Raw genomic sequence first — 23,564 nt, 5'->3', positions numbered from 1 at the left:
TCCCCCGCCGGTCACGGCCTACCGGCGGGTCCCGTTGTGGTCCGCTGGCCCGGACCAGCGAGTGATCCGGGCCAGCGGACGACGTGCCGTCGCGTCCGCGGCGGCTACTTCTTGGCGACGCCCAGGTTCACGTAGTCGTACATGTTGTACGAGTCGCTCACGAAGACGTTCGTCAGGTTCTGCGGGCGCAGCAGCAGGCTCTTCGCGTACACCCCGGGCAGGATGAACGCCTCCTCCATCACCTTCTTGTCGATGGCGGAGTACAGCTCGTACTGCTTGTTCTTGTCCTGCTCGACCAGCGCCTCGTCGATCATCTTGTCGATCTCCTTGCTGCGCACGGAGACGTTGGACGAGCCGCCGCCGGGCAGGATCACCCGGCTGTCGACGATCTGGGACAGGAAGCCGAACGGCGTGTTGAAGTCGGCGCCCCAGCCGTTCGTGGCCAGACCGATCTTGTTGTTGACCACGTAGGACGGGTTGCCGGCGTACTGCGCGAAGTAGTCACCGCTCGGGAACGGCTTGAGGTTCAGCTTGATCCCGACCCGCTGGAGCGACTCCTGGAGCGCCTCGGCGGTGGCCTTCTCCTTGGCCCGGTCCGAGCGGAACGCCATGTTCGTCTCGAAGCCGTTGGGCTGGCCGCACTTCTTCAGCTCTTCCTTGGCCTTCTCCACGTCGCCCTTGTTGTCCTGGCCGGCGGGGTACAGGTCGTACTTCTGGTAGCCCGGCACGATGGGCGGCAGGATCGTCGAGGCCAGCTCGCCGCCGGCCAGCTCGCCGCCGTACGCGGCCTGGTAGGCGGTCCGGTCCGCGGCGTACAGGACGGCGCGGCGGCACTCGATCTTGTCGAACGGCGGGACCGTCGACGGGATCGAGGTGTACCAGAGGCGGGCCAGGGTCGGGTTGTCCGTCCGGGCCTTCAGCTTCGGGTCGCCCACGACCCGGGCCAGCATGGCGGTCTGCACGCCGGTGCCCTGCACGTCGAAGTCGACGTCGCCGGACTGGATCCGGTTGTCCAGGTCGTCCGCGTTGACCTTGAGGCTGACCTCCCAGCGGTCCGGCAGCGCCTTGCGGTTCGGGTCGCTGGCCGGGTCCCACTGGTCGTTGCGGACCAGCGTGAAGGACTTGGTCGACTCGTACTTCTCGAACTTGTACGGGCCGGAGGAGACGATCTTCTCCTTGTACTTCGAGCCCGTGTCCTTGGCCTGCGGCACCGGCACGGTCTGCGGCAGCATGGCCAGGTAGTCGAAGTCGGCGAACGCCTGGCGCAGCTTGAAGACGACGGTGTAGTCGTCCGGCGTCTGGATGAAGTCGGTGTTCGCCTTCGGGTCCTTGTACGGGCCCTTGTACGTGATCTTGTCATCCTTGCGCGGGATGTCGAGGAACTGCTCGAAGTACTGCGGGCCGTGCGGGAGCACGACCTTGTCCATCGACCGGAGCACCGCGTACTTGACGTCCTGCGCCTTGATCTCGGTGCCGTCGTCGTACTTCTGGCCCTTGCGGATCTTGTAGGTCCAGGTCTTGCCGCCGTCGCTGGCCTTGCCCAGGTCCTCGGCCAGGTCCGGGACCAGCTCGTTGGCCTCCTTGCCCGGGGCCGGCTTGAACATCAGCAGGGCGCGGCCGTACAGGCGGAGGAAGTTCCACGAGTACCCGTAGTACGTGTCGCCCGGGTCGACCGAGTCCCAGTCGTCGGCGTTGGCGACCTTGACGGTGCCACCCTTCTCCGTGGACGGGTTGAACACCGCGGTCAGCGCGGCGTTGAACTCGCCCTCGCCACCCTCGTTCTTCTTGTCACCGCAGGCCGCGAGGCTCGCGGTGAGGGCAAGGACGGCCGAGCCGGCCAGGATGCCCTTCAACTTGTGGTTCACTCTCGCAACCTCCCTGATGGTGCGGGCCGTGTGCACGGTCCGCGGAATGGGGTGGAAGTCTCGATCTCGCCCCGGCCGGCCGTCAGCGGTTGGCCTTCGGGTCGAGCGCGTCGCGCAGGCCGTCGCCGAACATGTTGAACGCCAGCACCGTCACGAAGATCGCGAGGCCGGGCCACAGCATGAAGTGCGGCAGCGTGTAGTACTGGACGGCGTCCGAGAGCATGCCGCCCCAGCTCGGGGTGGGCGGCGGCACGCCGACGCCGAGGAACGACAGGGCCGCCTCGAACAGGATGTTCGTGGGGATCAGCAGCGTCGCGTAGATCAGGATGGGCGCGACCAGGTTCGGCAGCATCTCCTTGAAGATGATGTACGGGCCGCGGGCGCCCATGCTGCGGGCGGCGTCGACGAACTCGCGCTCGCGCAGCGACAGGGTCTGGCCGCGGACGATCCGCCCGATGTACGGCCAGCTGAAGAACCCGATGACGAAGATCAGCATGGCCAGCCGCAGCCCGAGGCCGCTCAGCCCGAACGCCCGGTCCGGCACGACGCCGACCAGCGAGATCGCGAAGACCAGCAGCGGGAAGGCGAGGAAGGCGTCCATCAGCCGGCTGATCACCGCGTCGACCCAGCCGCCGAAGAAGCCGGCGACGACACCGAGGGTGGCGCCGATCAGGACCGACAGCAGGGTGGAGGCGAACGCGACCAGCAGCGACACCTGCGCCCCGTGCACCACCCGGCTGAACAGGTCCCGGCCGCTCTGCGGCTCCAGGCCGAAGGGGTGGTCGAGGCTCATCCCGCCGAACGAGCCGATCGGCGCCTGGGAGAGCTTGTCGATGAGGTCGCGGTGCGACTCGTTGGGGTTGCCGCCGATCACGCTGGTGATCGGGGTGGCGAGCGCCGCGATGAGGACGAGGACGCCGATGACGATGATGCCGCCCATGGCGAACTTGTCCCGCTTCAGCCTGGTCCAGGCGATCCGCCCGAGTGACCGGCCCTCGATCTTCGGGGCCGCCGGCGGCTCGGGCTCGGCCAGCGCGACGGCACCGCTGGACTGCGACGGATCTGGCCCGATGCCCATGTGCGCCCCGATCCTCCTCCCGGTCGTCGCGCGCCCGGCGGGCGGGTACGCGAAACCAACAGGGTGATCGTCACCCCTCGGCCCCGGCCCGGCCGCCGCCCGACAACCGCTCAGTTGTCCGTGCGTGAAACCCGACCAGCGCGGTCGTGGCACCGGCGCAGGTTCGAGTGGTGTGGCGTGTGCCACCAGTCAGAAACAGTTCCGTTCGTCACCCATCCGGGTCAAGGCCCGACCATTCTCGTGACCGAACCCGCGCTTTGCCGTGACAAATCTGTGATCGACGGGAGGGTTCGAACCCGCCCGGCCCTGTGCTACCCCGCCCGCGGGCGGCCGCGGGTCAGCTCCAGTCCCAGCCGAGTCCGACCAGGCCGGGCTGCATGTCCGTGGCGACGACGTGGATGCTGCGGTGCGGGCCGAGGGTGATCTCCTCGCGGGTCAGGTCCGGCCCGCCCTCGTGCCGCCGGTGGAACCGCCAGCAGACCGCCGGCAGGGCGTCCGGGTGGAAGTTGACCTGGATGACCACCTGCCGGGCCGGGAAGCGCACCCACAGATAGTGCTGGTTGCTCTGGATGCCGCTCGGGTCGTTGAACCGGAACTTGAAGAGCTGGGTCTCCCCCACCATGAGCTTGCGGTCGAACAGCACCTCGGCGACCAGCCGCGGGGTGTCCGGGTCGATCCGGACCCGGCCGATCCGGCAGTTCTCCATGGCGGTGACCGTGAAGTGCTCGGCGTTGGCGCCGTCCTCGCCCTGGTAGACCACGACGGTGCGGTCGGTGGGCTGGTGCGCCTGGACGATCTGCGAGTACTCGGCGGTGTGCGCGCTGCGCTCCGGCCCGCAGTACACCGACTCGAAGGTGCTGATCGTGTGCAGCCGGCCGTCGTGCGGGCCGAGGTCGTCGATGACGTCCATGAGCGGCTGGGCGCCGCGGATCAGGTCCGTGTAGCTCTTGGCGCCGCGGGGCAGGCCGGCGGCGCGGCCGCGCGGGCGCGGCGGGCCGAGCAGGACGAGCAGCGACCGCTCGGGCAGCTCCAGCACGCCCTCCAGGGCGGCGACCGCGCGCAGCGAGTCGGCCCGCTCGGGGCGGCGCTTGCCGGACTGCCAGTAGCTCAGGGTGCCCAGGCCGATGTGGAGGCCCACCTCGTTGAGCCGGTGCTGGAGCCGTTGCAGGGAGAGGCCGCGCGCCCGAATGGCCGCCCGTAACGCATGGTGAAAAGGCCCGGTACGCAGCGTCGCCGAAAGCTCAGGATCCATGACTTCTCCATGAACGTGAATATTCGCAGTTATCTAACCGCGTCCATGGACGTTATGGCAATCCCCGGGGATGAGCGGAGCCCGTCGGCGCTGTTCACGCGTCCATCGGACTTCACGGGGACCGCCGCGTGAGCGTCCCGCCCGTTGTCCTGTCAAGGAGATGGCCATCAATGTGATGCGCATCAATTCCCTTCCCCTCACTCCACCGAAAGGGAGGTGAGCAGGATGGCCCCATCCCCCCCATCCCTCGCCCGACGCCGGGGTACGCCGATCGTGCTGGCCGCGGCCGCCCTGGCCCTGCTCGCCGGCGCCGCGCCGGCGAGCGCGGCCCCGGCCCGCGAATCGGCCCCGGCCCGCGAATCGCTGTCGGCCCCCGGCCAGTACGCGCTGGACGCCCAGGAGCGGAGCAACTGGTGCTGGGCGGCCACCGGCCTGTCCGTCGCCCGGCTGCTCGGCGACACCCGGACCACCCAGAACCAATTCTGCAACCTGGCGTTCGGCCGCAGCCGGGACAGCCAGTGCCCCAACGACCAGGCGACGCTCGCCAACGACCAGACCGCGTACCGGGCGCTGAACATCCGGCCGGGCAGCTACGTCGGGCAGACCCTCAACCAGAGCACGATCAGCGGCGACATCGACGCCGGCTCGGCCGTCATGACCCGGATCGGCTGGACCTCCGGCGGCGGGCACATGATGACGATCTACGGGTACGACAGCGGCCGCGGCGTGATCAAGTGGGCCGACCCCTGGGGCGCGAACTCCCGCTACAACCAGGGCACGCTCGCGTTCTACAAGTCCAACAACCAGTGGACGTGGACCCACTCGCTCTACGGGATCGGACGGTAGCCGCCATGACCGTACGCCACACGCACCGCCTGCTCGTCGCGGCCGCCGGCCTCGGCAGCGTGCTCGTCGCCGCGGCCCCGGCGGCCGCGGGGGCGCCCGCCGCCGACCCGGCCGCCGTCCAGCGGGCCGTCACCTCCGCCGACGGCAGCGCGCTCATCCGCGAGTTCTTCGCCAGCGCGCCCGACGCGCCGCCCGGTGCCGCCCGCGCGGCCGCGCCGCGGATCGTCGGGGACCCGGTACCGGTGCTGCAACTCAACCCGGACTTCGTCCGGCGGGCCGACGCGCCGGTCACCCAGCAGCTCTACCTCGCCTCGACCGCCCGGTCGGCCGACGGCCGGCTCGCGTCGGTCTGGCTGACCCCGGCGGCCGGCGGCGGGTGGAGCATCGCCAACATCGCCAGCGGCGACGTCGAGCGGACGTTCGCCCGGGCCGCCGGGGACGCCCCGGCGTTCCGCGAGCCGCAGATCAATGCCTGGTACGCCCTGCGCGGCGGCCGGGTGCTGCCGCTCAACGACGACGCCCGGCGCTCCGTCGGCGCGGCCGGCCTGCCGGTCGCGGCGTACCAGCGGCTGGTCAACGAGCGGTACGGCGACAAGCTGCCCGGCTCGGCGTACGACCGGAACGGGACCGCGGGCGGCTACGACGCCGCCGGCACCCGCCCGGCCGGGTCCGACCGGTTCGCCGGCCCCGGCCTGATCGGCGGCGGCCTGGCCGCGGCCGCGCTGGTCGGGTTCGGGCTGCTGCGCCGCCGCCGTACGGCCGCCGCCTAGCGGGACCACCCGGCCCCGCCGGACGGCTCCGCACGCGGTACCGGCGGGGTGGGCTCCCATCCGGCACTCCGGCCGGACCCCGCGCCCTGTGGCCAGGGGCGGCTACAGGGCGCGGCGGCCGGAGAACGCGCGACCGAGAGTGATCTCGTCGGCGTACTCCAGGTCGCCGCCCACGGGCAGGCCGCTGGCCAGCCGGGTGACCGGGATGCCCAGCGGCTTGACCAGCAGCGCCAGGTAGGTGGCGGTCGCCTCGCCCTCGGTGTTCGGGTCGGTCGCGAGGATCAGCTCCCGGACCGTACCGGTGCCCAGCCGGGCCAGCAGCTCGCGGATCCGCAGGTGGTCCGGGCCGATCCCCTCCAGCGGGTTGATCGCCCCGCCGAGCACGTGGTACCGGCCGCGGAACTCGCCCGTCCGCTCGATCGCCACGACGTCCTTCGGCTCCTCCACCACGCACAGCACCTCGTCGGTGCGGCGCGGGTCGCGGCAGATCCGGCACTGCTCGGCCTCGGCCACGTTGTAGCAGGTGGTGCAGAACCGGACCAGCTCCTTCACCCGCTGCAGCGCGCCGGCCAGCCGGTGCACGTCCGCCGGGTCGGTCTGCAGGATGTGGAAGGCGATCCGCTGGGCGCTCTTGGGCCCGACGCCGGGCAGCCGGCCCAGCTCGTCGATCAGGTCCTGGATGGCCCCCTCGTACATCAGAAGCCCGGCAGGCCGAGCCCGCCCATCCCGCCGGTGACCGGGCCCAGCTTCTCCTCGGTCAGCGCGCGCACCCGGTCGGCGCCCGCGTGCAGGGCCGCGACGACCAGGTCCTCCAGCGTCTCGGTGTCGGCCGGGTCGACCGCCTTCGGGTCGATGTGGATCGACCGGACCTCGCCCGTACCGGCCAGCACCGCCCGGACCAGCCCCCCGCCGGCACTGCCGGTCACCTCGGCGGCGGCCAGCTCGGCCTGGACGTCGGCGACCTGCTGCTGCATCCGCTGGGCCTGCTGCATCAGCTCCTGCAGGTTGGGCTGTGCCACGCGCGCGCTCCTCCCGGACCGGCCGCACCTCGCGTACGGCAGGGGCCCGACCCCGCGCGGGGACGGACGGCCGCAAGCGTAGCGGTCCGGTCCGACGGCGCGCCCGCGACGCACCGCCGTCGGGTGGTGTGGCGGCGGCCCGGACGGTCCGGCGGCGGGCGCGGTATGCGGTATCGGGCGGGCGTGGTCGGGCGGCGGGCGTGGTGTCGGGCGGCGGGCCCGCCGGCACCGGTTCGGGTCGCGGTGCCGGCGGGAGTCTACCGCCGGCCGTCGAAGCGGCCCTGGCCCAGCCGGCGGACCGCGACGTAGTACGCCCTGGCGAGCAGGTCGCAGGCGTACTGCAGGAACGCCGGCTGCCGGCCGCACAGCGTCCGCAGGTCGGCGTGGAACTGCCGGTCGACCCGCAGCCGCAGGGCGCCGCCGCGCTTGCCGGCGAGCGGGTAGTTCTCGTGCCCGAAGTCGTGCCGCCAGCACGCCGCGGTGAAGTCGAACGGCCCGCCGCCGACGACCGAGCAGCCGTCGCTGGTGTAGTCCAGCCGGGGGTCGGCGTGCGCCGTACGGGCGGCGACGAACGCGTTCAGCGACAGGTCGAACATGTGCCGGTCGATCGCGCAGACCAGGTCACAATCCGGGTCGGGGCGGCCCGGCCGGGCCGCCGCCGGCACCGCGCCGGTACCGGCGAGGACGACGCCGGCGAGCACCGCGGCCAGGGGCCGCAGGAGGGTGAGTCGGTTCACGACTCATCAATAGCAGTATTTACGTATTTGTCATCGCGAATCGCCCGGGGATCACTGCTGCGGGCTGGTGATCTCCTCGGCGCCGAGGCGATCGCGCAGGAGCTGGATCGCCTGCTCCTCGCTGCTCTGCCGGGCCGTCGCCTCGTCGATCACCTCGTCGGTGGGACCATCGCCGGGGTCGAAGCCGTCCCAGTTCCCGCCGCCGGGGTCGGGGGTGCTCGCTCCGGCCGTACGGGCGGGGGTGCTCGCCGCGGCGGTGCGGGCGGGGGTGCGGGGAGCGGCGCCGGGGGCGGCGCGGCGGGTGCCGGTCGTCGGGCCGTCGAACTCCGGGTCGTAGGGGGGCTCGTCCAGGGGGGAGCCGTCGGCCCAGGCGGTGTCGTTGGTGGCGGGACGCTGGGGGGCGTCCGGGCGGGGGTGGGGTTGGCGGCCGGGGGCTTGGCGCTGGGGGTCGGTGCGGGGGGAGCGGGTGGCGGCGGCGCGGGCGGCCGCACGGGCGGCATCCAGGCCGGTACGCGGGGGGGCCGGCGCGGCGGTGGGCGCCGGTGCGGTGGGCGCGGGGGTGGGTGCCGGTGCGGCGGTGGGCGCCGTTGCCGGGGCGGACAGGTCCCTTGGTACCGGGGCGGGCGGGTCCGTCGCCGCCGGGGGGAGCGGGTCTGTCGGCGCCGGGGCGCTGAGCAGGACAGCTCCGTTGAGTGCCGCGGTGGTCGGGGATTGCGGCGGCGCGGTCGAGTGCGCCGCGGGGGGTGCGGCTGCTGCGGGGTGGCCGTCGAGCGGCGTGAACCGGGCGGCGGCGTCCGGCGGGACGCTGGACAGCACCGCCATCGTGCCCGCTGCGCCGAGGGCCGCCGGTGCGCCCGGCATGATGTCCGGGGCGGGTGTAGCGGGGGCGAGGTCAGCCGGGGCGGATTGGTGAGCCGGCACGGGGTGGTGGGCCGGGGCAGCCGGAACGGTCGGGTCGGGCTGGTCGGACGGGAGAGCCAGCAGGACGGCGCCGGCCAGGGCACCGTGCGGCGGGGTGTCGTGATCGCCGCCGCCGACCCCGGGGCCGGTGGCCTGCGCCTCGGCGCGGGGCGCGGCCGTACCGGGCCGGACCGGCTCGGGCCAGGAGTTGTCCTCCTCGACCTCCCCGCCGCTCCCCCCACTCAGCCGGCCGGCCGATCCGCCGCCGGCGCCTCCCGGAGCACCACCGCCCTGCCCCCGCACACCCGATCCACCGACCGAGGCGCCGGGCCCGCCGGCCGACGAGGCTGTACCGTGCCCGCCAGCGCCCGACCCGCCGTCCGGCGAACCTGCGCCCCGCCCGCCGGAACCCACTCCACCGGCACCCGGGTCACTCTCGCCGGCAGCCGACGGTCCGGTCGGTGAGGAGGGGGTGGGGTACCTAGTCGGGGGGTCATTGGGTTCCGGATCTCTTGCCCGGGTGGCGTCCGGGCGGGTGGGGTCCGGTGGGGTGGCGGAGCGGGAGGGCTGGGTCGGGAGGGGGCGGGTTTCGCCCGAGACCTCGCAGTGGATGGTCCAGCGGGTGCCGTGGATCTCGTACACCGCGTCCACGACGGCCGTGATCTCGTCGTTGAGCATGCGGGCGAGGACCGGCGACTTGACCGTGAGCGTCAGGGTGCCGTCCAGCGCGGACCGGACCGCGGCGTCGCGGGCCAGCCCGGCGGCCCGCTTGTTCGTCCGGTGCAGGGCGTCCAGGATCTCCGGCCAGGCCCGCCGGACCTCCTCGCCGACGTCGGTACCCGCCGCCACGGCGACCGGCGCGGCGGAACCAGCGGGTGACCCCACCGACTCGCTCCGCTCCGCTCCCCCGCTGGCCGGCTCGGCCGGGGTGGGGACTGCGGCCGGAATGGCCGCGATGCCCGCGGCACCGGCTTGCGCCGACTCCGCCGCCGCCGGCGTGCCCACACCGGGCGCGGGGGCGGGGCCGGTGTCGGGGGTGGCGGCGCTGGTGCCGCTGTCGCGGTCGTCCCGCGTGACGCCGTCGGGTCCGGGGCTGTCCGGCGCGGCCGCGCCGGTTACGCCGGACGTATCCCATGCGGATTCCGTCGACCCGGCTGGTTCCGGTGTCGGTGCTGCCGGTTCCGGTGTCGGTGCTGGCGTCGCCGCGTCGGCTGGTACCAAAACGGTGATCCGCGACGCGCGGGCGGCCGTCGCCGCCACCGCGGCCGCCGGCGCACCCGCTTCGACCGGCGTCGGCCGCGCCGTGCTCGCGGACGCCGCTGATGCCGGTACCGGGCCGGCCGGTCCGGCCGTGCTCACCCCCGCCGCGGACGCGGTCGGTGCGGGCGCTGCTGGTGCGGACACCGGTGCCGGCGCCGACCCGCTCAGCGCGGGCTCGCCCGCCGCTTGGCCGCCGGTCGCCGGAGCGCCGCCCGCCCGCCGGGTCGCCGCGCGCGCCGCCGCCCGAGCCGCCTCGGCCGCCGCACTGCGCCCGCCCGACCCGGACCCGCCCGACCCGGACCCGCCGGACCCACCGCCCGACCCGACCCCGCCCGAACCACCGGCAGGCCCGGGACCGCCACCGGCGGGCCCCGGCCCGCCGGTCGGCCCCGGACCGGCACCACCCGACGGCCCGCCGTCGCCGGACCCGCCGCCCGTACCGCCGACCGGTCCCGACCGCTCCAGCCGCTCCACCCGCTGCAACAGCGCCCCGGTCGACTCCTCGGCGCCGGGCAGCAGCATCCGGGCGCAGATGAGTTCGAGGAGCAGGCGCGGCCCCGTCGTACCCCGCATCTCCACCAGGCCCTCGTGCACGATGTCGGCGCAGCGCGACAGCGTCGCCGGCCCGAACCGCCCGGCCTGCTCCCCCATCCGGGCGAGCTGGTCCGCGGGGCCGTCGATCAGCCCCTGCGCCACCGCGTCGGGGACCTGCTGGAGCACGATCAGGTCCCGCAGCCGTTCGAGCAGGTCGCTGGCGAACCGGCGCGGGTCGTGCCCGGCCTCGACCACGTGGTGCACGGTCGCGTACACGGCCGCGCCGTCGCCGGCGGCGAGCGCGTCGCAGATCCGGTCCAGCAGGGCGGCGTCGGTGACGCCGAGCAGGGCGACCGCGCGGGCGTACGACACGCCCTCCGGCCCGGCGCCGCCGATGAGCTGGTCGAGGACGGACAGCGTGTCCCGCGCGCTGCCGCCGCCGGCCCGGACGACCAGCGGGTACACCGCCGGGTCGACCGTGACGCCCTCGGCGGCGCACAACTGCTCCAGGTACGGCCGCAGCACCCCCGGCGGGATCAGCCGGAACGGGTAGTGGTGGGTCCGGGACTTGATGGTGCCCAGGACCTTGTCCGGCTCGGTGGTGGCGAAGATGAACTTGACGTACTCCGGCGGCTCCTCGACCAGCTTGAGCAGCGCGTTGAAGCCCGCCGACGAGACCATGTGCGCCTCGTCGATGACGTAGATCTTGTACCGGCTGTTGACCGGCGCGAACACCGCACGCTCCCGCAGCTCGCGGGCGTCGTCCACGCCGCCGTGGCTGGCCGCGTCGATCTCGATGACGTCGATCGAGCCCGGGCCGTCGCCGGACAGCGACCGGCACGACGCGCAGGTGCCGCACGGGTCGGGGGTGGGGCCGCGCTCGCAGTTGAGCGAGCGGGCGAGGATCCGGGCGCTGGAGGTCTTGCCGCAGCCGCGGGGGCCGGAGAAGAGGTACGCGTGGTTCAGCCGGCCGCTGGTCAGCGCGCGGGCCAGCGGCTCCGTGACCTGCTCCTGGCCGATCAGCTCGCCGAACGTGCGGGGCCGGTACTTGCGGTAGAGCGCGAGCGTCACCGGGGAGCCTCCTGCACGACCTGCCGGCCAACGAAAAGGCCCCCCGTGCACCCGCCAGAGCTCGCTTATCCTTGCTGCCTTCCGGCCCTGGGGAGGTTCACAAGATGGACGCCGCACGAGGGGCAGCACCACCATACCTCCCCGGCCCCGCCCCGCGAACGACGGTCGGCCCACCGGCGGGGTGCGGCTGCCGGGGCGGTGGGGACTTCGGTAAGCTCTCCCGCGGAGGATTCGCCTAGAGGCCTAGGGCGCACGCTTGGAAAGCGTGTTGGGTTCACACCCTCACGAGTTCGAATCTCGTATCCTCCGCAACGCCTGACCAGGCGAAACGCCAGGCCCGACCCCACCTCGGGGCCGGGCCTTCCGCGTCTCAACAGCCGTGCGGTCTCAGTTCTGGTCTCATTTCCGTCGTGAGCGGCCCCGCCTTCGAGCTTTCCGGCCCCCAGCCGTGACCCCCGCAGTTGGCGTGCCGTCGGCCGAGCTTGACCACAGAGCGTCACCAACCTGCTTGGCGACCGCCAGCCTCACCGGATCAGTGACGTGCTGGTACCGCTTCACCATGTCGGCGCTGGACCAGCCCATCACGTCCATCGTCACCCGCTGCTGAGTACCGATCACCATCAACACCGTGGCAGCAGTATGGCGAGCATCGTGAAGTCGGGCATTCCGTACGCCCGCCGCCCTTACTAGGTCTTTCCACTCGTGGTAGTCGGTGTTCGGGGATATGGCTCGGCCGAGACGAGTAGTGAAGACTCGGCCGCACTCTTGCCAGAGCTGTCCGGCGGTTGCCCGCTCCTCCTCTTGCGCCTTGCGATGCCGCTTCAACAACCCGACTACCTCTGGCGGCAGACCGACTCCGCGACGGCCTGCCCTGGACTTTGTATCGTCGTCGTCCGCATTGGTCTGAATGCGACTCGGACAGTAGCCGGCCTTACGGCCGCACGTCGGTTCACATCCATGCGCGTACTTCGGTCGCACCCGACTCCGGCGAACTCGTAGATATCCCACGTCCAGCTCGATGTCCTCCCAACGTAGGCCCAGTGCTTCACCCTGGCGAAGTCCCAGCGCTAGCGCGATAGCCCAGCGCGCGCCGTTTCGACGCTTGCCGGCCTCAGCGAGCAGGCGCTTCACGTCCTGGATGCCGTAGGGTTCGACTTCGTCCTCTTGGATCCGCGGCGGCTGCGCAATCTTCGCCACGTTTCGGGTGATGTGATTTCGGCGCATCGCGTGGTTAAGCGCGGTTTTCAGCGTGCGGTGCGCCTGGTGAGCAGTTCCCGGCTTACTTCCGTTGGCCTGCATTTTCTTATAGAGCTTTTCCAGATGCTCCGGCTCCAGCTTGTCCAATCGGTGGGCACCAATGCCGGGCACGAGATGAACTCGGACGGCAACCTCGTACCCGTCGTGGGTGGACTGGCGGACGTTCGGGGGTGTAGCGATGTGCTCCAGCCAGTAGGTCAGCCATCTTTCAAGGCTCCAGGCGCGGCCAGCCTTCCGTACCGATCCTGCTTCACGCTGGCGCTCCAGGTCACGGACTTTCCGGGTGACGTCCGCCTCTGTCTTTCCTCTTACGTGTCGCCGGTCCGGCCGGCCATCATCCTTCACCCCAACGGTCACGCGACCGTGCCACGACCCGTCGGCGCCCTCGTAGATGCTTGATGCAAGGTTGGGCTTTCTCTTCCCCACGCTCGGCTTTCTCTCCTTATGCAGCGACCGGAAGGTCAGTGTGCTGGTCTAGTAGCTGGCTGACGTACTCGTCCAAACACCGGGCCGGCACGCGGCGAAGCCGGCCGATTGTTACCGAACGAACCTCGCCGGACATAACGAGTCCGTACATCGTGGTGCGACCGACGCCCAATCGCTTAGCCGCTTGCTCGATCGTTAAGACAAGGTTTGGTGCTTCATCCACTACTGCTCCTCTCGGTTGTTACCGAAGTAATCTCAGTGGGCATTCCGTGGAGCCCAATTCGCACAGTGGCGGCACTTTCTCAATTTTGGTCATTCGACGGTGGGTGCATCTTGCGATGTACTGGCGGCGCGCAGAGCGGCCCGCCGAGAGACGTTGTAAGCCAAGATCCTGACGTGCCTGGTGTAGTCAGATGGATGGGTTCGGCTCAGGGCTTCTCAGCGGGCCGCGTTCTAGGTGGTTGTTGGTCGACTGCGTTGCTGGCAGTGCGGGCGGTTGGGGTGGGGGTGAGCCGTACCAGCCGTACCAGCCGTATCAGTGCAGGTCAGGGGCGGTACGGGTTGGTGGGCTGGTACGGGTTAAGCCGTACCGGTGAGATCATCCGGCGGTGGTTGGACGGGTGGGGTTGTGGTGTTGGTGGTGAGGTCGCGGGCGTCTTGGTACGGCTTGAGCCGTACCACGTCGTTGACCCGTACCGCCTCTGAGCTGCTGTGGGACGGCTGGTACGGCTGGTACGGCTCGGGGTCGGTCTCGGTGTCGGGTGTCGGGCAGTACCGGCGCCACGGGTCGGTGAAGTGGGCCCGTACGTAGCCCTTGGCTTGGCCGATGGGCGGGACGAACCGGATGGTTGTCGAGCTGATCTCGTAGTGCCGCAGCAGCGCGGCGAGTTTGATCGAGGTGAGCCCGTTGGGGCCGGTTTCGGCCCAGGGTGCTTCGGGATCTTTGTTGAGGCGTTCGAGCAGGATGTTCGTCGGGATGGCGTCGGCTTTCCCGAACGCAGTCCGGCAGTCGACCAGCAGCCGCACCCGGTCGGAGGTGACGGTGTCGCCGTCACGTTCGGCGTTGAGGACCTCGGCAGCCCGTCGGGCGCGGGCGGGCCAGTGCCCCCCGGCGAGGTCGGCGATGGCCATGAGCGGTTCCCATGTGTCGGCGGCCCGGTCCTCCAACGGCATGTCCGGCTCGGCCGCCTCCAACACGGCCCGGCTGGCGCCGGCCCACGCCGCCAGGTCAGCGGCGAGGGCTTTCAGGGGCGGCCCGTCACGCCGAACCCGATACGGCGCCACCTTCTCACCGCCGGTGCGGCGGCGCATGCGGATGACGACGGCCCGGTCCTCGATGGTGTCGGGCATGGCCCCGATACCGGCCAGGGCCGCCATGGCGAAGGTGGGGATCTGTTCGAGCTTGCGGGCGGTGTGATCCCAGCGGATAGCCGGCCGGTTGCGTTGGTGGCCTGCGTTGAGTAGACCGCGGAGGTCTTCGTTGGCGCCGTCGCCGGTGAAGATGGTGTCGGCTTCGTCGACCAGCAGCGTCGGCGGGCTATCCGAGCCGATGGCCCGGTACACCGCTGCCGGGGACGCGTTGACCGTGATCAGCGGCTGGTGGGAGCAGCCCTCCACCACGTCCAGCAGCCGGGACTTCCCGCACCGCTTTTCCGGGGCCCGGATCACCAGCCGCGGCGCGTGCGCCCACGCCGGTTGGGCGTGCGTCGCGGCGATCCACAGGACTACCGCGTCGACGGCTTCGGCCGAGGGAAGCACGACGTAGCGGGTCAGGATCGCGTGCAGCCGATCCAGCAGCAGCGCCCCATCCGGTGCGCACACCGCGGGCGGGGACTTCTCGGATGGGGTCATCAGCAGCACCCCTGCCGCCACCACGCCGTGTCCGCCGGTTCGTCCCACCCCATCGGCTGGTTATGGGCGGCCTGCCCGTCCACGATGTGGGCGAGCTGGCGGGCGGCGAGAGCGAGACGCCGCCGCGCCCGCTGCGCTTCGGGAACGGTCATGGTCGGGGTGGTGAAGTCGTAGCGGGCGGCGGTCATGGCGGCCCGCACTACATCGAACCTGGCGGTGCTGACCGCCCACGGGTCCTCTACATCCTCGGGCGGGGTGTCCCATCCGGCGGGCCGCTCACCCAACGGAAGGGCGTCGGTGGCGCGGGCCAGGTCCCGAGCGTGCAGGGACAGTAGCTCTTGCGCGAACTCCTCACCGGCCGGTGGGGTGTCGGCTTCGGTGTACCGGTAGCGGGCCACTGACAGCGCGGCGCCGATCGTCCGCCCGGCCTCCACATCGACGGCGATTTGCAGCTCATACAGCTCATTGGGGGTGATGGTGCTGGTCACAGGGTCACTCCTTCGTCTCGGAATCCACCGGTGATGGCGTTACGGATGTCTCGTTCGGGCTGCCCGACCCCCCGCCCCGCGGCGGTGAGCGCGGCGACGGCGTCGTTGGGGGTGAGCGCGGCGGCGGCGACCATCCGCGCGACGCCGCGGGCGGCGCCGTACAGGGTCGTACGGCGCCGGCCGGCAGGTGCGCGGGCTACGGCGTCGAGGTGCGCGGTGAGCAGCCGGTGGGGGGATGAGATGCCCCCGCCCCCGCCTCTGTGGGTGGCCGGTGTCGGCGGGGCGACCCCGGCAGGGGACACAACCGGCACGGCCGGACGGCGGGTGCACGCGTCCAGCAGGGGCGGGGGCATCTCATCCACACCCCGACCCGGCACCCACCGATACGGCCGCCCCGTGTCCGGGTGGATCGACGGCGGGGCGACGACGTAGCCGCCCTCCCCGCGGATGTCCACACCCGCGGCCACCCTGGATTGGCTGTTCAGGACGGGGACACCGGGATGCCGGTAGTACAAGTGCAGGCCGCCGGAGCCGGTGACGGCGTGCGCGGTCGGGAACATCAGCGTCGGGTCGACCCGGCCGCCGTGGCGGGGGTCGATGTCGGCCACCACCAACCCCGCCCCCGCCCCCGTCGCCAGGGCCAACAGCCCGCCGGGGACGGCGGTGAACAGCGCCGCTATCCGGTCGGGGTCGACGGTGGCCGCGTAAGGGCCATGACAAGTCAGACAGCCGCAGGCTGTCCGATCATGCCCTGGCCCCGCCCCCCGACACCGGCGGCAGTTGCCCACCGGGCGCTTACGCCGGCCGAGCAGGAACACCGGCCAACCCCGGCCGGCATAGTCCAGAGCAGCAGCCAGCAGCGGGGTTCCGGTCATGCCGCCGGCCGCCGCGGCGGGCGGAGGTTGGTGGTGCGCCATCCGGGGTCGACCGGGAACAACTCGCCCGTCCCCACGGGCGCGGGTGCCGGCGGCGGATCGGGCAAGCAACGGGTGTCCCTGGCGTCCAACGCCGCAGCACCCGCGACCACCGCATCCGGCCGCTCATGCCGGCGGCGGCCGAGTAGCCGGCGGGCGACGGTTTCGGAGGGACACCACCGGGCCGCGGTGGTGTAGGCGTGCCCGCACGCGCCGCATGCGGGTTGGTCGGGGTGGTGGTGGGTGAGGAACACCCCCACCAGATCCACCACGGTGACCGTCAGTCCGCGGCGTAGTCGGGCGTCCAGCCGGCCGACCGGCCCGGCAGCCTGCGCGGCGGTCACGGCTGTCCCCCCTCGCGGCCGTGGCGGGTGGTGGTGGCGTCGCGGTGGATGCGGGCGGCGTGGTTCCATACCGCCCGGCCGACGCGTAGGCGCATGCCGGAGCTGCGGCAGCGGCGGCAGGGCCGCAGCCGGCCGGTGAGCCGGTGGGGACGGGCGCCGGCGCCGCGGCAGGCCCGGCAGGTGCCGAACGGCAGGAGCCAGCAGGCGAGGCCGTAGGCGGTGGCGATCATGGTTGCGATCAGGGCGAGGGTCATCGAACACGCCTCTCGGAAGGGTTCGGTGGGGGTTTCGGGCAGGGGGCGACCCGCGACCAGCGGGTATTGCTGCTGGTCGCGGGTCGGATCATGGGTTGCGGTGTGGGTAGCGCCGCCGCTACCGCGGTCGGTGCCGCTACCGGGCGCGCTACCGCGCTTCGGCGCCTCCGTCGGCGCCGTTGACGCCGCCGTCCGGGCCGTCCGTGGGGGTGGCGGTGTCGCGGTGGGCGATCAGCTCGCGCAGTTGGCCGAGCCGGTAGCCCTTCAACGTCCGGCCGCCGATCTTCACATCGGTCGACACCACGCCCTGCGCCCGCGCAAGCTCGGACAGGGCTTCACCGGTCATGGTCGGGTACGCCTCGGGCCACCGCTGCACCAGCGTCGCCGCGGCGGTGGTCCAGTGCTGCCCGTTGCGCGCCGCGACCGCGACCAGGTCCCCGGCCAAGTCCCGTGCCCTGGCCACCGGCACGGTGTCCCCGACCACCACGCCGCCGCGCAGCGCGGTCGCCCGCGCGACGATGGACGCCGTGGTTTTGGCCTCGGGGAAGTGGCTGCGGGTCGCCGTAGGCTCGGCCAGCCCGGTGAGGACGCCCCAGCCGGCGTCGACGCCGGGTCGGTAGACGGTGCCGGTGACGCCGCGTTTGTAGGCGCCGGTGCCGAGGATCATGTCGTTGGCGACCTGGTCGGGGACGGCCAGGCACCATCGGATACCGACGTTGCGGGTAATCCCGGTGGGCAGGGATTCCTTGTCCGGGATCTGGGTGATGATGACGACCGTGATACCCAACGCCCTCCCGCGCTTGACCAGCCGCTCCGCCGCTGCGCCCGCTTCCTTCCCGACGGTGGCGTCGCCGAACAGCTCGTGCGCTTCATCGATGACGATCACGATCGGGTGCAGCCCCGACCCCGGCCGACGCGCCAACTCCGGGGTCACCTTCCGCTCCGGGGCCTCCCCACGCTCGTACGCGGCCTTGATCCGCTTCCCCCGCCGCTCGGCCTCGGCCAACCCCCAGTTGAGGATGGCCAGGCCGCCGGCGAAGTCGTCATCAGCGAGGCCGCAGATGTAGGTGGAGCACAACGGCGCCAGGTCCAGGAAGTCCCCTGTCCCCTTGTACTCGGCGATCTTCAGTTCGACGGTGGGGTCGAGGGCGGCGATCGTGACGATCGTCCGCCCCGCGTACGACTTCCCCGACCCCGGACGCCCGCCGATCAAAAAATTGTTCGCGCACAGAACCGCCGACACCGGCCGCTGCCGCTGGTCGGTGCCGAACTCCGCCGCCTCGAAATACGACGTGCGGGCGTTGGGTTCGGCCAGGGACCAGGCGGGTTGGCCCATCTTGGATGCCGGCCGGTAGCCCACCCACAGGTCGAGTTGTCCGGCGTGGTCGGGGCCGGCGGTGGGCCATACCTGGTCCACCGGCAGCCGCAGGGCGCTGGACAGTGCGCCGCGGCGTTCCAGCACCTTGACCGCTTCGAGGCCGGCGGGGAGGTTGATCCGGGCCAGCCAGCCCGGCCCGTCCCGGTGAATACCCGGGTGCATGAAGTCCACCGCGCCCCGCTCCCGCAGCCCGGGTAGGGACAGGGCGACCAGGGCATCGCGGACCATGTCCGCGGTCAGCTTGGTGAACCGCGGGCCGCTGGTCAGCCGGTCGGTGATGGGCACGTCCGCCGGCCGCCCGGCGCGGGCGGCGAGGGGGACGACGGCGGCGAGGGCTGCCCACCATCCCCAGTCCGGTACGACCCCGGAAGCGGCCAGGGACGTCGCGCCGATCCCGAACGTCATCGCCCCCAGCCCGAGGGCCCACCAGCGGCCGCGGGATTCCTTCGACCGGGTCCGGTTCAACGCCTGCCACGTGAACGCATCCCCCTTGCCGGCGGCGTGCTGGCGTAGCTCGAAGTTGCCCTGCTCGGCGGTCGCCCAGTACAGCAGGCTCCACGCGGTCCGCCGCACGCCGACCGGGGCGTAGAACAGGGTCTTGGCCAGGTACTTCGGGGACCGGACCCCGTGGAACGCGACGGTGTAGGCGGCGGCGTCGGCGGCTCGGGCGAGGATCTGCCGGCGGGCGCGCGCCGACCGCAGCCAGGCGGGGATGACCGGCGGCCGGTCTGCGCTCGACGTGGTCTGCCATCCGCCGTACTCGCCGCCGTCGGCCGGCGCCTCGACCGGCTCCGGCTCGGCGTCGCCGTCCGGGGCCGGTGCGGCGTCGGTCGGGGGGACCTGATGGCCGGCGGCGTCCACGATCACCGTCTCGGCGTCCCCCACCGGGGGCCGGTCGTCGGGGTCGGCGGTGTCGGTGTTGATCAGCCGCAGACGCGGCGGGTTCAGGCCGGTAGTCAACGGGCACGTCCTTCCGCGATGTCGACAACATGGGTCAGCCGCAGCACCACGGCGGGGATCAGCTCCCGGCGGGGCATGGTCGGCTGCTCGATCTCCTTCTCTACGAACACGACCGTCGCCCGCACCCCACCGACCACGGCGGCGAAGAGTTGCTGTAGGTGGGCCAGAGCGGCGTTGAGCTGGACGTTCGCCACGGTCAGGACGTGGATGTGCGCGCGCAGGGCGGGGCACACCCCGCACGGCTGCTGTTGTTGATCAGACAAAGGGCCTCCCTATGAGGGGTCAGGAATGCTGGGTGATCAGGTGGTGGACAGCGGCGAACAGCAGCGGCCGGTGCGCCGCATACAACCGGCCCCCCGCCGCCTCCACCCGGACGGTCAGCTCATCCAGGGGCCACCAGGCGGCGGCGGTCGCGTCGTCCCCGGCCACCACGGGCAGCCGAGCCGGGAGCCGGAACAGAGCGGCGGTGGTGCACACCCACGCGTGATCGCTCGCGCGCGGGTCGTGCACGTAGAACCGGCCCAGCAGCGCGGCAGCACGGGCGTCGAGACCGAGCCCGGTCTCCTCCCGCAGCTCACGCACCAGCGCCGCCGTCGGGGTTTCGCCGGGGTCGACCATCCCACCGGGTATCGCCCACCGCCCGCAGTCGTCGCGGCTGATCAGCAGGACATGCCAGCCGTCCGGGGTGTCCGCGACCACGATCGGATCGACAGCTTGGTTCTCGCCCCAACCGCCCAGATTCCGGCCCGCCCTACCGGTCCGGCCCGACGGGTTCAACGGCAGCCCGCCGACCACGTCGAACGGCAGCAGCGCCGCCGCCTGCCGTGCCGGCCACTCGATCGTGGCCGGATCCGGGGTCGGGTCGCTCACCCAACCCTGACCGACGCTGGCCGCGATCCCGCCCGGGCGCAGCTCCGGCGGTGTGACGTCGGTCGGACGGTAGCCGGGCCACGGCGTCGACCACGGACGCAGCGCATCGGGCACAGCCACAACAGCCGGGGGCGGGATGGGGGTGGGGGTTTGTGGCAGCATCAACGGTCTCTCCCATGAGGAATCCGCGACAGCGGAGACAAGTGATGGAGGGGAAACCCGGCGGCGCGGCGTGAGGTTGGTCGCCAGAGGGCCGCGCCGCCGGGGGCTATCAGCGGGACAGGTTCACGGTCACGTCACCGACGATCACGTCAGCGCGCATCCCCACCCGCGCGTCACCGATGGTCGTGTTCACCACCCGCACCGTGGTCGGACCAGGCGGGGCGGGCGGCGTCGGCGGAACGGGCGAGGCGGCCGTGGCCGCCGGCTGCTCCGGGCGGGCCCCACCGGCCGCCGACCGATCCGCACCGGGGCCGGGCCTGCCGGTGTTGATACGGCCGTGCACATGCCCGACCTGAATCGCCACCCGGTCACCCCGGCCGGCGTAGTTGGTCGGGCCGACATCCACCCGCGGCACCGACCCACCACCACCGGCAGCCGCAGCCCCAGCCGTGGGGGTGGCACTGGGGGTGGTGGTGGGGGTGTAGGTCCGTCGTTCGGGCCGCCGCAGGGGCTGCCGGAACGTGGCCACCAGCCGATCCAGGGCCTCATCCTCAGCCGCCGACGGCAGCGACACCACCATGTCGTCGGGGTAGAGCGGCGTGAAACCCTCCCGCCTCAACCTGGCCGACCGCGCCGAAGGCTTCGCCTTGCCCGAGGTCTTCGACCGGGCCGCCGCCTTCCCCTCGGCCGGGATCTTCACCTTGGCCGAGGTCTTCCCCGTGGTCGCAGCCTTCGCCTTGGTCGCAGCCTTCGCCTTGGTCGGGGTCTTCGCCTCGGTCGGCTTCTTGGCCTTCGGTGTCTTCGCCTTGGCGGGGGTCTTCGTGCGGCGGGGGTTCGCCGACGCCGCCGGAGCCGGGGTCGGGGTTTCGGCGTCGAGCAGGTGCCAGTCGGTGTTCTCGCCGCGCTGGCGGGCCATGCGGGCGAGGATGTCCGCGGCGTCGCCGCTGGTCACCGGATACCCATCCGAATCGATCGGGCCGGTGTAGCCGGAATCGCGGAGGGCGAACAGCCGCCGCCCCCGATCATCGAGCCGGTTGCCGAACGCGTCCGTCGCGTCCGCCGGATACGCCGCAGCGAGCCGGTCAGCGTCGGCCCGCGACGGCACCCCCAACCGCCCACCACCCGCGGCAGACGCCGCCGGGGACGGACCGCCCGAAGCGGCGGAAGCGGAACCGGCAGCGTGGCGGCCGGGGCAGCGACGGCCACCCTTGGCCCTACTCCTACACATACGGAATCGATCTCCTTCAAGTCAGGTCTGAGCAGCAGGAAAGGGTGCGTGAAAGGTCAGCGGGTGAGGGCGGACAGGAACTCCCCGACCGCGTCCGCGATGTCCCGGACGGTGCCGCCGGCGCCGGTCGGGTCCTTGAACGCCAGGAACAGCAGCGCCGCCAAGAGCGCGTAGCCGAGAATTTTTCCGCGCATCATCGAGCAACCTCCTTGACAAAACCGGACATGCGGGTGGTGTTGGTGGTGATCCGGCCGCCGAGTTCGACCAGGCAGATCGACGCCACGACGATCAGCCCGTCCACCGACAGCGGGAGCAGGTGGGCGGAGTCTGCGGTTTCGCCGTAGCGGGCGGCTACGGCGGCCATGTGCCAGTACGACACCCACGCCGCGATCCCCGCGATCAGGCTCGTAGCCGCCCAGCGGGCCACCGCGAGACCGCGGCGGTGGACCGGGACGCGGGAGATCAGCTCGACGGTCAACAGCAGGGCCAGCGGGGACCAGGCGGAAATGACCTGGCTGACGATGTTGTCCCGGGCGTGCAGGACGTTGCCCGCGATCGACGCCGCCACCCCCAACGCCAGCACCGCCCGAACCGCCCAGCGCAGCCGCTTGAGCTGCGCCACGTCCCCGATCGGGGGTGGGGTTGTGCCTGGGTGCCCGACCCGCTTGACCTGCCCGGATACCCGGCGGCTGGTCCGGCGGCGCAGGCGCAGCCGGAACCGGTGCCGCTTCTTGCTCTCGGTGTCCGCCGATGCTGCCGGGGTGGACTCGACCGGACCGGGGTCGCCGGTCCCGCTGGTGTCATCGGGTGGTGGCGCCGGTCGGTCTGGCTCCGCCGTCGGGACCGTAGGGTCCGGGTCGGCCGACGGGTCCGGGTCATTCGGACCCGGACCGGAGACCGCATCCCGGTCCGGGTTCGGGTCCGGTCTGTTGGTCGGGTCGGGGTCGGCGGCCAGGGCGGTCCGGAGGGCGGCGCGTAGGGCGTCGGCTTTCGCCGCCCCGATCCGGAACTCGGTCATCAGCCGGTTCCGCGACGGCAGACACGCCATCTCGGTCGCCAGCCGCCGGGCGGCCGGTAGGAGCCGGTCCACCGGACGCGGATACGCACTACGCCCCGACCGCGATACGGCCGGCGGGGGCGCGGTGGCCGTGGCGGTCATCCACCCACCCCCACCCCGACGGTCAGCGGGTGGGTGCAGGTGGCCCCGCACGCGCACACCCGCGGCCCCGCCACCCGGGTGTTGACGTCGATACCGAAACCGTCCCAGTTCCGGCTTACGCCGTGCTTCCACGTACCGTGCTCCTTCCCCGTCGCCGCCGGCACGCCGAGGGCGGCAGCGTGAGCGTCGACCGCGCCGACCGCCGCGGCCTCACCTTCGGCCCCGACCCGCAGGCCCTTCGGGTGCAGGAACATCGACCCCCACACCATGTGCACCGGATCCACCACCCGCAGCCGGGCGGCGATCTCCACCAGGTAGTCCGCCACCTGCGGGGGCGGGACCTCCGTGAACGGGTTCACTGGCTTGCCCATCAAGCACTCCAATCCGGAGCCGAAAGATCAGAAAGAAGAAGAGGAGAGCGGAGGGGGTGGGTCAGCAGCACGACCGGCCACCGGACGACAACAACCACCACGCCAACAGGCCGCCCGCCAGGAGCAGCAGCGGCCACCAGGCGGCGACGAACAACGCCACCTGCCACACCACGAACCCGACTGTGGCCAGCGCGGCCAGGGCCATCACGACCACCAGCGCCGGGGCCCAGCAGCTCCGGACCACCGACCGCCAGCCGGACCCGGCCGGGCCGGTAGCCGGCGCCGCCGCGGGGGCGGGGTAGGTGCGGACGGTCACCGCGATCTGCCCGCTGTTCAGCCGGCGGGGTGCCGACACGAGGACCAGATCCCCGGCCGCCTGCTGACGGTGCAGGATCTCGGCCACCTCATCCGGCGTACCCGTCACCTGCACGTCCACGTGCCGCCCCGGCATCACGACGGACCCCGGCGTACCGAGAGGCGGCGGGCGGTCCGGGAGGCAGCGCCACGCCACCACCACACATCCACCGCATGCGTCACCACCGCCGACAGCACCACCGCCGCCAGCACGAT

The 23,564-nt window shown here is 72.3% G+C and carries 23 protein-coding genes, 1 tRNA gene and 1 other RNA gene; 3 read left to right on the top strand and 22 right to left on the bottom strand.

The genetic code is table 11. The annotated features are described in order from the left end of the window. Nucleotides 1–104: 104 nt before the first annotated feature. The 3 genes from IEY94_RS22050 to IEY94_RS22040 all read right to left on the bottom strand — a co-directional run bounded on the left by IEY94_RS22050 (nucleotide 105) and on the right by IEY94_RS22040 (nucleotide 4,195). Nucleotides 105–1,865 carry an ABC transporter substrate-binding protein gene (locus IEY94_RS22050; RefSeq protein ID WP_189172149.1) on the bottom strand — a complete coding sequence of 587 codons (1,761 nt, stop codon included), beginning with the start codon at nucleotides 1,863–1,865 and terminating at the stop codon, nucleotides 105–107. Nucleotides 1,866–1,947: 82 nt separating this feature from the next. After that, nucleotides 1,948–2,943: an ABC transporter permease gene (locus IEY94_RS22045; protein WP_189172148.1), complete on the bottom strand. Its 996-nt coding sequence runs from the start codon at nucleotides 2,941–2,943 to the stop codon at nucleotides 1,948–1,950. Between the two features lie 337 nt (nucleotides 2,944–3,280). Continuing rightward, a complete protein-coding gene (locus IEY94_RS22040; RefSeq protein WP_189172147.1) occupies nucleotides 3,281–4,195 on the bottom strand; it encodes a helix-turn-helix domain-containing protein in 915 nt (304 codons plus the stop codon). A gap of 225 nt (nucleotides 4,196–4,420) precedes the next feature. Between IEY94_RS22040 and IEY94_RS22035 the strand changes: the two genes are divergently transcribed. Further along, nucleotides 4,421–5,041, top strand: a complete 621-nt coding sequence (locus IEY94_RS22035) for a papain-like cysteine protease family protein (protein WP_189172146.1) — start codon at nucleotides 4,421–4,423, stop codon at nucleotides 5,039–5,041. 5 nt (nucleotides 5,042–5,046) lie between these two features. After that, nucleotides 5,047–5,811, top strand: coding sequence for a hypothetical protein (locus IEY94_RS22030; RefSeq protein ID WP_189172145.1), 765 nt, complete (start codon nucleotides 5,047–5,049; stop codon nucleotides 5,809–5,811). A gap of 102 nt (nucleotides 5,812–5,913) precedes the next feature. Here the strand turns inward: IEY94_RS22030 and recR are convergent, their stop codons facing one another. From recR to ffs, 5 genes are all read right to left on the bottom strand, one after another. Beyond that, nucleotides 5,914–6,507 (bottom strand): recombination mediator RecR, encoded by a 594-nt coding sequence (recR, locus tag IEY94_RS22025; protein WP_189172144.1) that lies wholly within the window; start codon nucleotides 6,505–6,507, stop codon nucleotides 5,914–5,916. Continuing rightward, nucleotides 6,507–6,830, bottom strand: coding sequence for a YbaB/EbfC family nucleoid-associated protein (locus tag IEY94_RS22020; RefSeq protein WP_373291354.1), 324 nt, complete (start codon nucleotides 6,828–6,830; stop codon nucleotides 6,507–6,509). The genes recR and IEY94_RS22020 overlap by 1 nt, the downstream gene beginning before the upstream one ends. A 257-nt stretch (nucleotides 6,831–7,087) precedes the next feature. Further along, on the bottom strand, nucleotides 7,088–7,567 hold the full coding sequence (locus IEY94_RS22015) for a phospholipase A2 (protein WP_189172143.1): 480 nt from the start codon (nucleotides 7,565–7,567) through the stop codon (nucleotides 7,088–7,090). 51 nt (nucleotides 7,568–7,618) lie between these two features. Then, nucleotides 7,619–11,332 carry a DNA polymerase III subunit gamma and tau gene (locus IEY94_RS24500; RefSeq protein WP_229784343.1) on the bottom strand — a complete coding sequence of 1,238 codons (3,714 nt, stop codon included), beginning with the start codon at nucleotides 11,330–11,332 and terminating at the stop codon, nucleotides 7,619–7,621. A gap of 31 nt (nucleotides 11,333–11,363) precedes the next feature. Then, an RNA gene (gene ffs / locus IEY94_RS22005) (signal recognition particle sRNA small type) lies at nucleotides 11,364–11,460 on the bottom strand. A 96-nt stretch (nucleotides 11,461–11,556) separates the two neighbouring features. Between ffs and IEY94_RS22000 the strand changes: the two genes are divergently transcribed. Continuing rightward, nucleotides 11,557–11,641 (top strand) — tRNA-Ser (locus IEY94_RS22000). A 90-nt stretch (nucleotides 11,642–11,731) separates the two neighbouring features. Here the strand turns inward: IEY94_RS22000 and IEY94_RS21995 are convergent. The 14 genes from IEY94_RS21995 to IEY94_RS21930 all read right to left on the bottom strand — a co-directional run bounded on the left by IEY94_RS21995 (nucleotide 11,732) and on the right by IEY94_RS21930 (nucleotide 23,445). Next, the gene (locus IEY94_RS21995; RefSeq protein ID WP_189172142.1) at nucleotides 11,732–13,015 is read right to left on the bottom strand and encodes a tyrosine-type recombinase/integrase; all 1,284 of its coding nucleotides are present in this window, start codon (nucleotides 13,013–13,015) and stop codon (nucleotides 11,732–11,734) included. 16 nt (nucleotides 13,016–13,031) lie between these two features. After that, entirely contained in the window at nucleotides 13,032–13,238 is a 207-nt protein-coding gene (locus tag IEY94_RS21990) for a helix-turn-helix domain-containing protein (RefSeq protein ID WP_189172141.1), read from the bottom strand. Between the two features lie 356 nt (nucleotides 13,239–13,594). Continuing rightward, entirely contained in the window at nucleotides 13,595–14,866 is a 1,272-nt protein-coding gene (locus IEY94_RS21985) for a DUF3631 domain-containing protein (protein ID WP_229784347.1), read from the bottom strand. Then, a complete protein-coding gene (locus IEY94_RS21980; protein WP_189172140.1) occupies nucleotides 14,866–15,354 on the bottom strand; it encodes a hypothetical protein in 489 nt (162 codons plus the stop codon). The genes IEY94_RS21985 and IEY94_RS21980 overlap by 1 nt, the downstream gene beginning before the upstream one ends. Further along, entirely contained in the window at nucleotides 15,351–16,229 is an 879-nt protein-coding gene (locus IEY94_RS21975) for a bifunctional DNA primase/polymerase (RefSeq protein ID WP_189172139.1), read from the bottom strand. Before IEY94_RS21975 ends, IEY94_RS21980 begins: the two co-directional genes overlap by 4 nt. Nucleotides 16,230–16,608: 379 nt before the next feature. Continuing rightward, nucleotides 16,609–16,866 carry a hypothetical protein gene (locus tag IEY94_RS21970; protein WP_189172138.1) on the bottom strand — a complete coding sequence of 86 codons (258 nt, stop codon included), beginning with the start codon at nucleotides 16,864–16,866 and terminating at the stop codon, nucleotides 16,609–16,611. Between the two features lie 148 nt (nucleotides 16,867–17,014). After that, entirely contained in the window at nucleotides 17,015–19,204 is a 2,190-nt protein-coding gene (locus IEY94_RS21965; RefSeq protein WP_189172137.1) for an FtsK/SpoIIIE domain-containing protein, read from the bottom strand. After that, the gene (locus IEY94_RS21960) at nucleotides 19,201–19,467 is read right to left on the bottom strand and encodes a hypothetical protein (RefSeq protein WP_189172136.1); all 267 of its coding nucleotides are present in this window, start codon (nucleotides 19,465–19,467) and stop codon (nucleotides 19,201–19,203) included. The genes IEY94_RS21965 and IEY94_RS21960 overlap by 4 nt, the downstream gene beginning before the upstream one ends. A 19-nt stretch (nucleotides 19,468–19,486) precedes the next feature. Continuing rightward, nucleotides 19,487–20,236, bottom strand: a complete 750-nt coding sequence (locus IEY94_RS21955) for an NUDIX domain-containing protein (RefSeq protein WP_189172184.1) — start codon at nucleotides 20,234–20,236, stop codon at nucleotides 19,487–19,489. A gap of 109 nt (nucleotides 20,237–20,345) precedes the next feature. Continuing rightward, the gene (locus IEY94_RS21950; RefSeq protein ID WP_189172188.1) at nucleotides 20,346–21,347 is read right to left on the bottom strand and encodes a hypothetical protein; all 1,002 of its coding nucleotides are present in this window, start codon (nucleotides 21,345–21,347) and stop codon (nucleotides 20,346–20,348) included. A gap of 173 nt (nucleotides 21,348–21,520) precedes the next feature. Next, nucleotides 21,521–21,661 carry a hypothetical protein gene (locus tag IEY94_RS21945; protein ID WP_189172135.1) on the bottom strand — a complete coding sequence of 47 codons (141 nt, stop codon included), beginning with the start codon at nucleotides 21,659–21,661 and terminating at the stop codon, nucleotides 21,521–21,523. After that, nucleotides 21,658–22,482, bottom strand: a complete 825-nt coding sequence (locus IEY94_RS21940; RefSeq protein WP_189172134.1) for a DUF2637 domain-containing protein — start codon at nucleotides 22,480–22,482, stop codon at nucleotides 21,658–21,660. The genes IEY94_RS21945 and IEY94_RS21940 overlap by 4 nt, the downstream gene beginning before the upstream one ends. Nucleotides 22,483–22,619: 137 nt before the next feature. Next, nucleotides 22,620–22,994, bottom strand: a complete 375-nt coding sequence (locus tag IEY94_RS21935) for a hypothetical protein (RefSeq protein ID WP_189172133.1) — start codon at nucleotides 22,992–22,994, stop codon at nucleotides 22,620–22,622. 61 nt (nucleotides 22,995–23,055) lie between these two features. After that, nucleotides 23,056–23,445, bottom strand: a complete 390-nt coding sequence (locus IEY94_RS21930) for a hypothetical protein (RefSeq protein ID WP_189172132.1) — start codon at nucleotides 23,443–23,445, stop codon at nucleotides 23,056–23,058. Nucleotides 23,446–23,564: the final 119 nt, after the last annotated feature.

This window comes from Pilimelia anulata, from assembly GCF_014647895.1.
GTDB lineage: Bacteria > Actinomycetota > Actinomycetes > Mycobacteriales > Micromonosporaceae > Pilimelia > Pilimelia anulata.
The sequence above is the reverse complement of the archived record's forward strand: the minus strand, read 5'-3'. Positions and strand labels throughout refer to the sequence as shown.

Excerpts from the sequence above, each read along its gene's own strand:
- IEY94_RS22045 (WP_189172148.1), bottom strand. The coding sequence starts at position 2,943 with ATGGGCATCGGGCCAGATCCGTCGCAGTCCAGCGGTGCCGTCGCGCTG.
- IEY94_RS22040 (WP_189172147.1), bottom strand. The coding sequence starts at position 4,195 with ATGGATCCTGAGCTTTCGGCGACGCTGCGTACCGGGCCTTTTCACCAT.
- IEY94_RS22035 (WP_189172146.1), top strand. The coding sequence starts at position 4,421 with ATGGCCCCATCCCCCCCATCCCTCGCCCGACGCCGGGGTACGCCGATC.
- IEY94_RS22030 (WP_189172145.1), top strand. The coding sequence starts at position 5,047 with ATGACCGTACGCCACACGCACCGCCTGCTCGTCGCGGCCGCCGGCCTC.
- recR (WP_189172144.1), bottom strand. The coding sequence starts at position 6,507 with ATGTACGAGGGGGCCATCCAGGACCTGATCGACGAGCTGGGCCGGCTG.
- IEY94_RS21985 (WP_229784347.1), bottom strand. The coding sequence starts at position 14,866 with ATGACCCCATCCGAGAAGTCCCCGCCCGCGGTGTGCGCACCGGATGGG.
- IEY94_RS21975 (WP_189172139.1), bottom strand. The coding sequence starts at position 16,229 with ATGACCGGAACCCCGCTGCTGGCTGCTGCTCTGGACTATGCCGGCCGG.
- IEY94_RS21970 (WP_189172138.1), bottom strand. The coding sequence starts at position 16,866 with ATGACCCTCGCCCTGATCGCAACCATGATCGCCACCGCCTACGGCCTC.
- IEY94_RS21955 (WP_189172184.1), bottom strand. The coding sequence starts at position 20,236 with ATGCTGCCACAAACCCCCACCCCCATCCCGCCCCCGGCTGTTGTGGCT.
- IEY94_RS21945 (WP_189172135.1), bottom strand. The coding sequence starts at position 21,661 with ATGATGCGCGGAAAAATTCTCGGCTACGCGCTCTTGGCGGCGCTGCTG.
- IEY94_RS21940 (WP_189172134.1), bottom strand. The coding sequence starts at position 22,482 with ATGACCGAGTTCCGGATCGGGGCGGCGAAAGCCGACGCCCTACGCGCC.
- IEY94_RS21935 (WP_189172133.1), bottom strand. The coding sequence starts at position 22,994 with ATGGGCAAGCCAGTGAACCCGTTCACGGAGGTCCCGCCCCCGCAGGTG.
- IEY94_RS21930 (WP_189172132.1), bottom strand. The coding sequence starts at position 23,445 with ATGCCGGGGCGGCACGTGGACGTGCAGGTGACGGGTACGCCGGATGAG.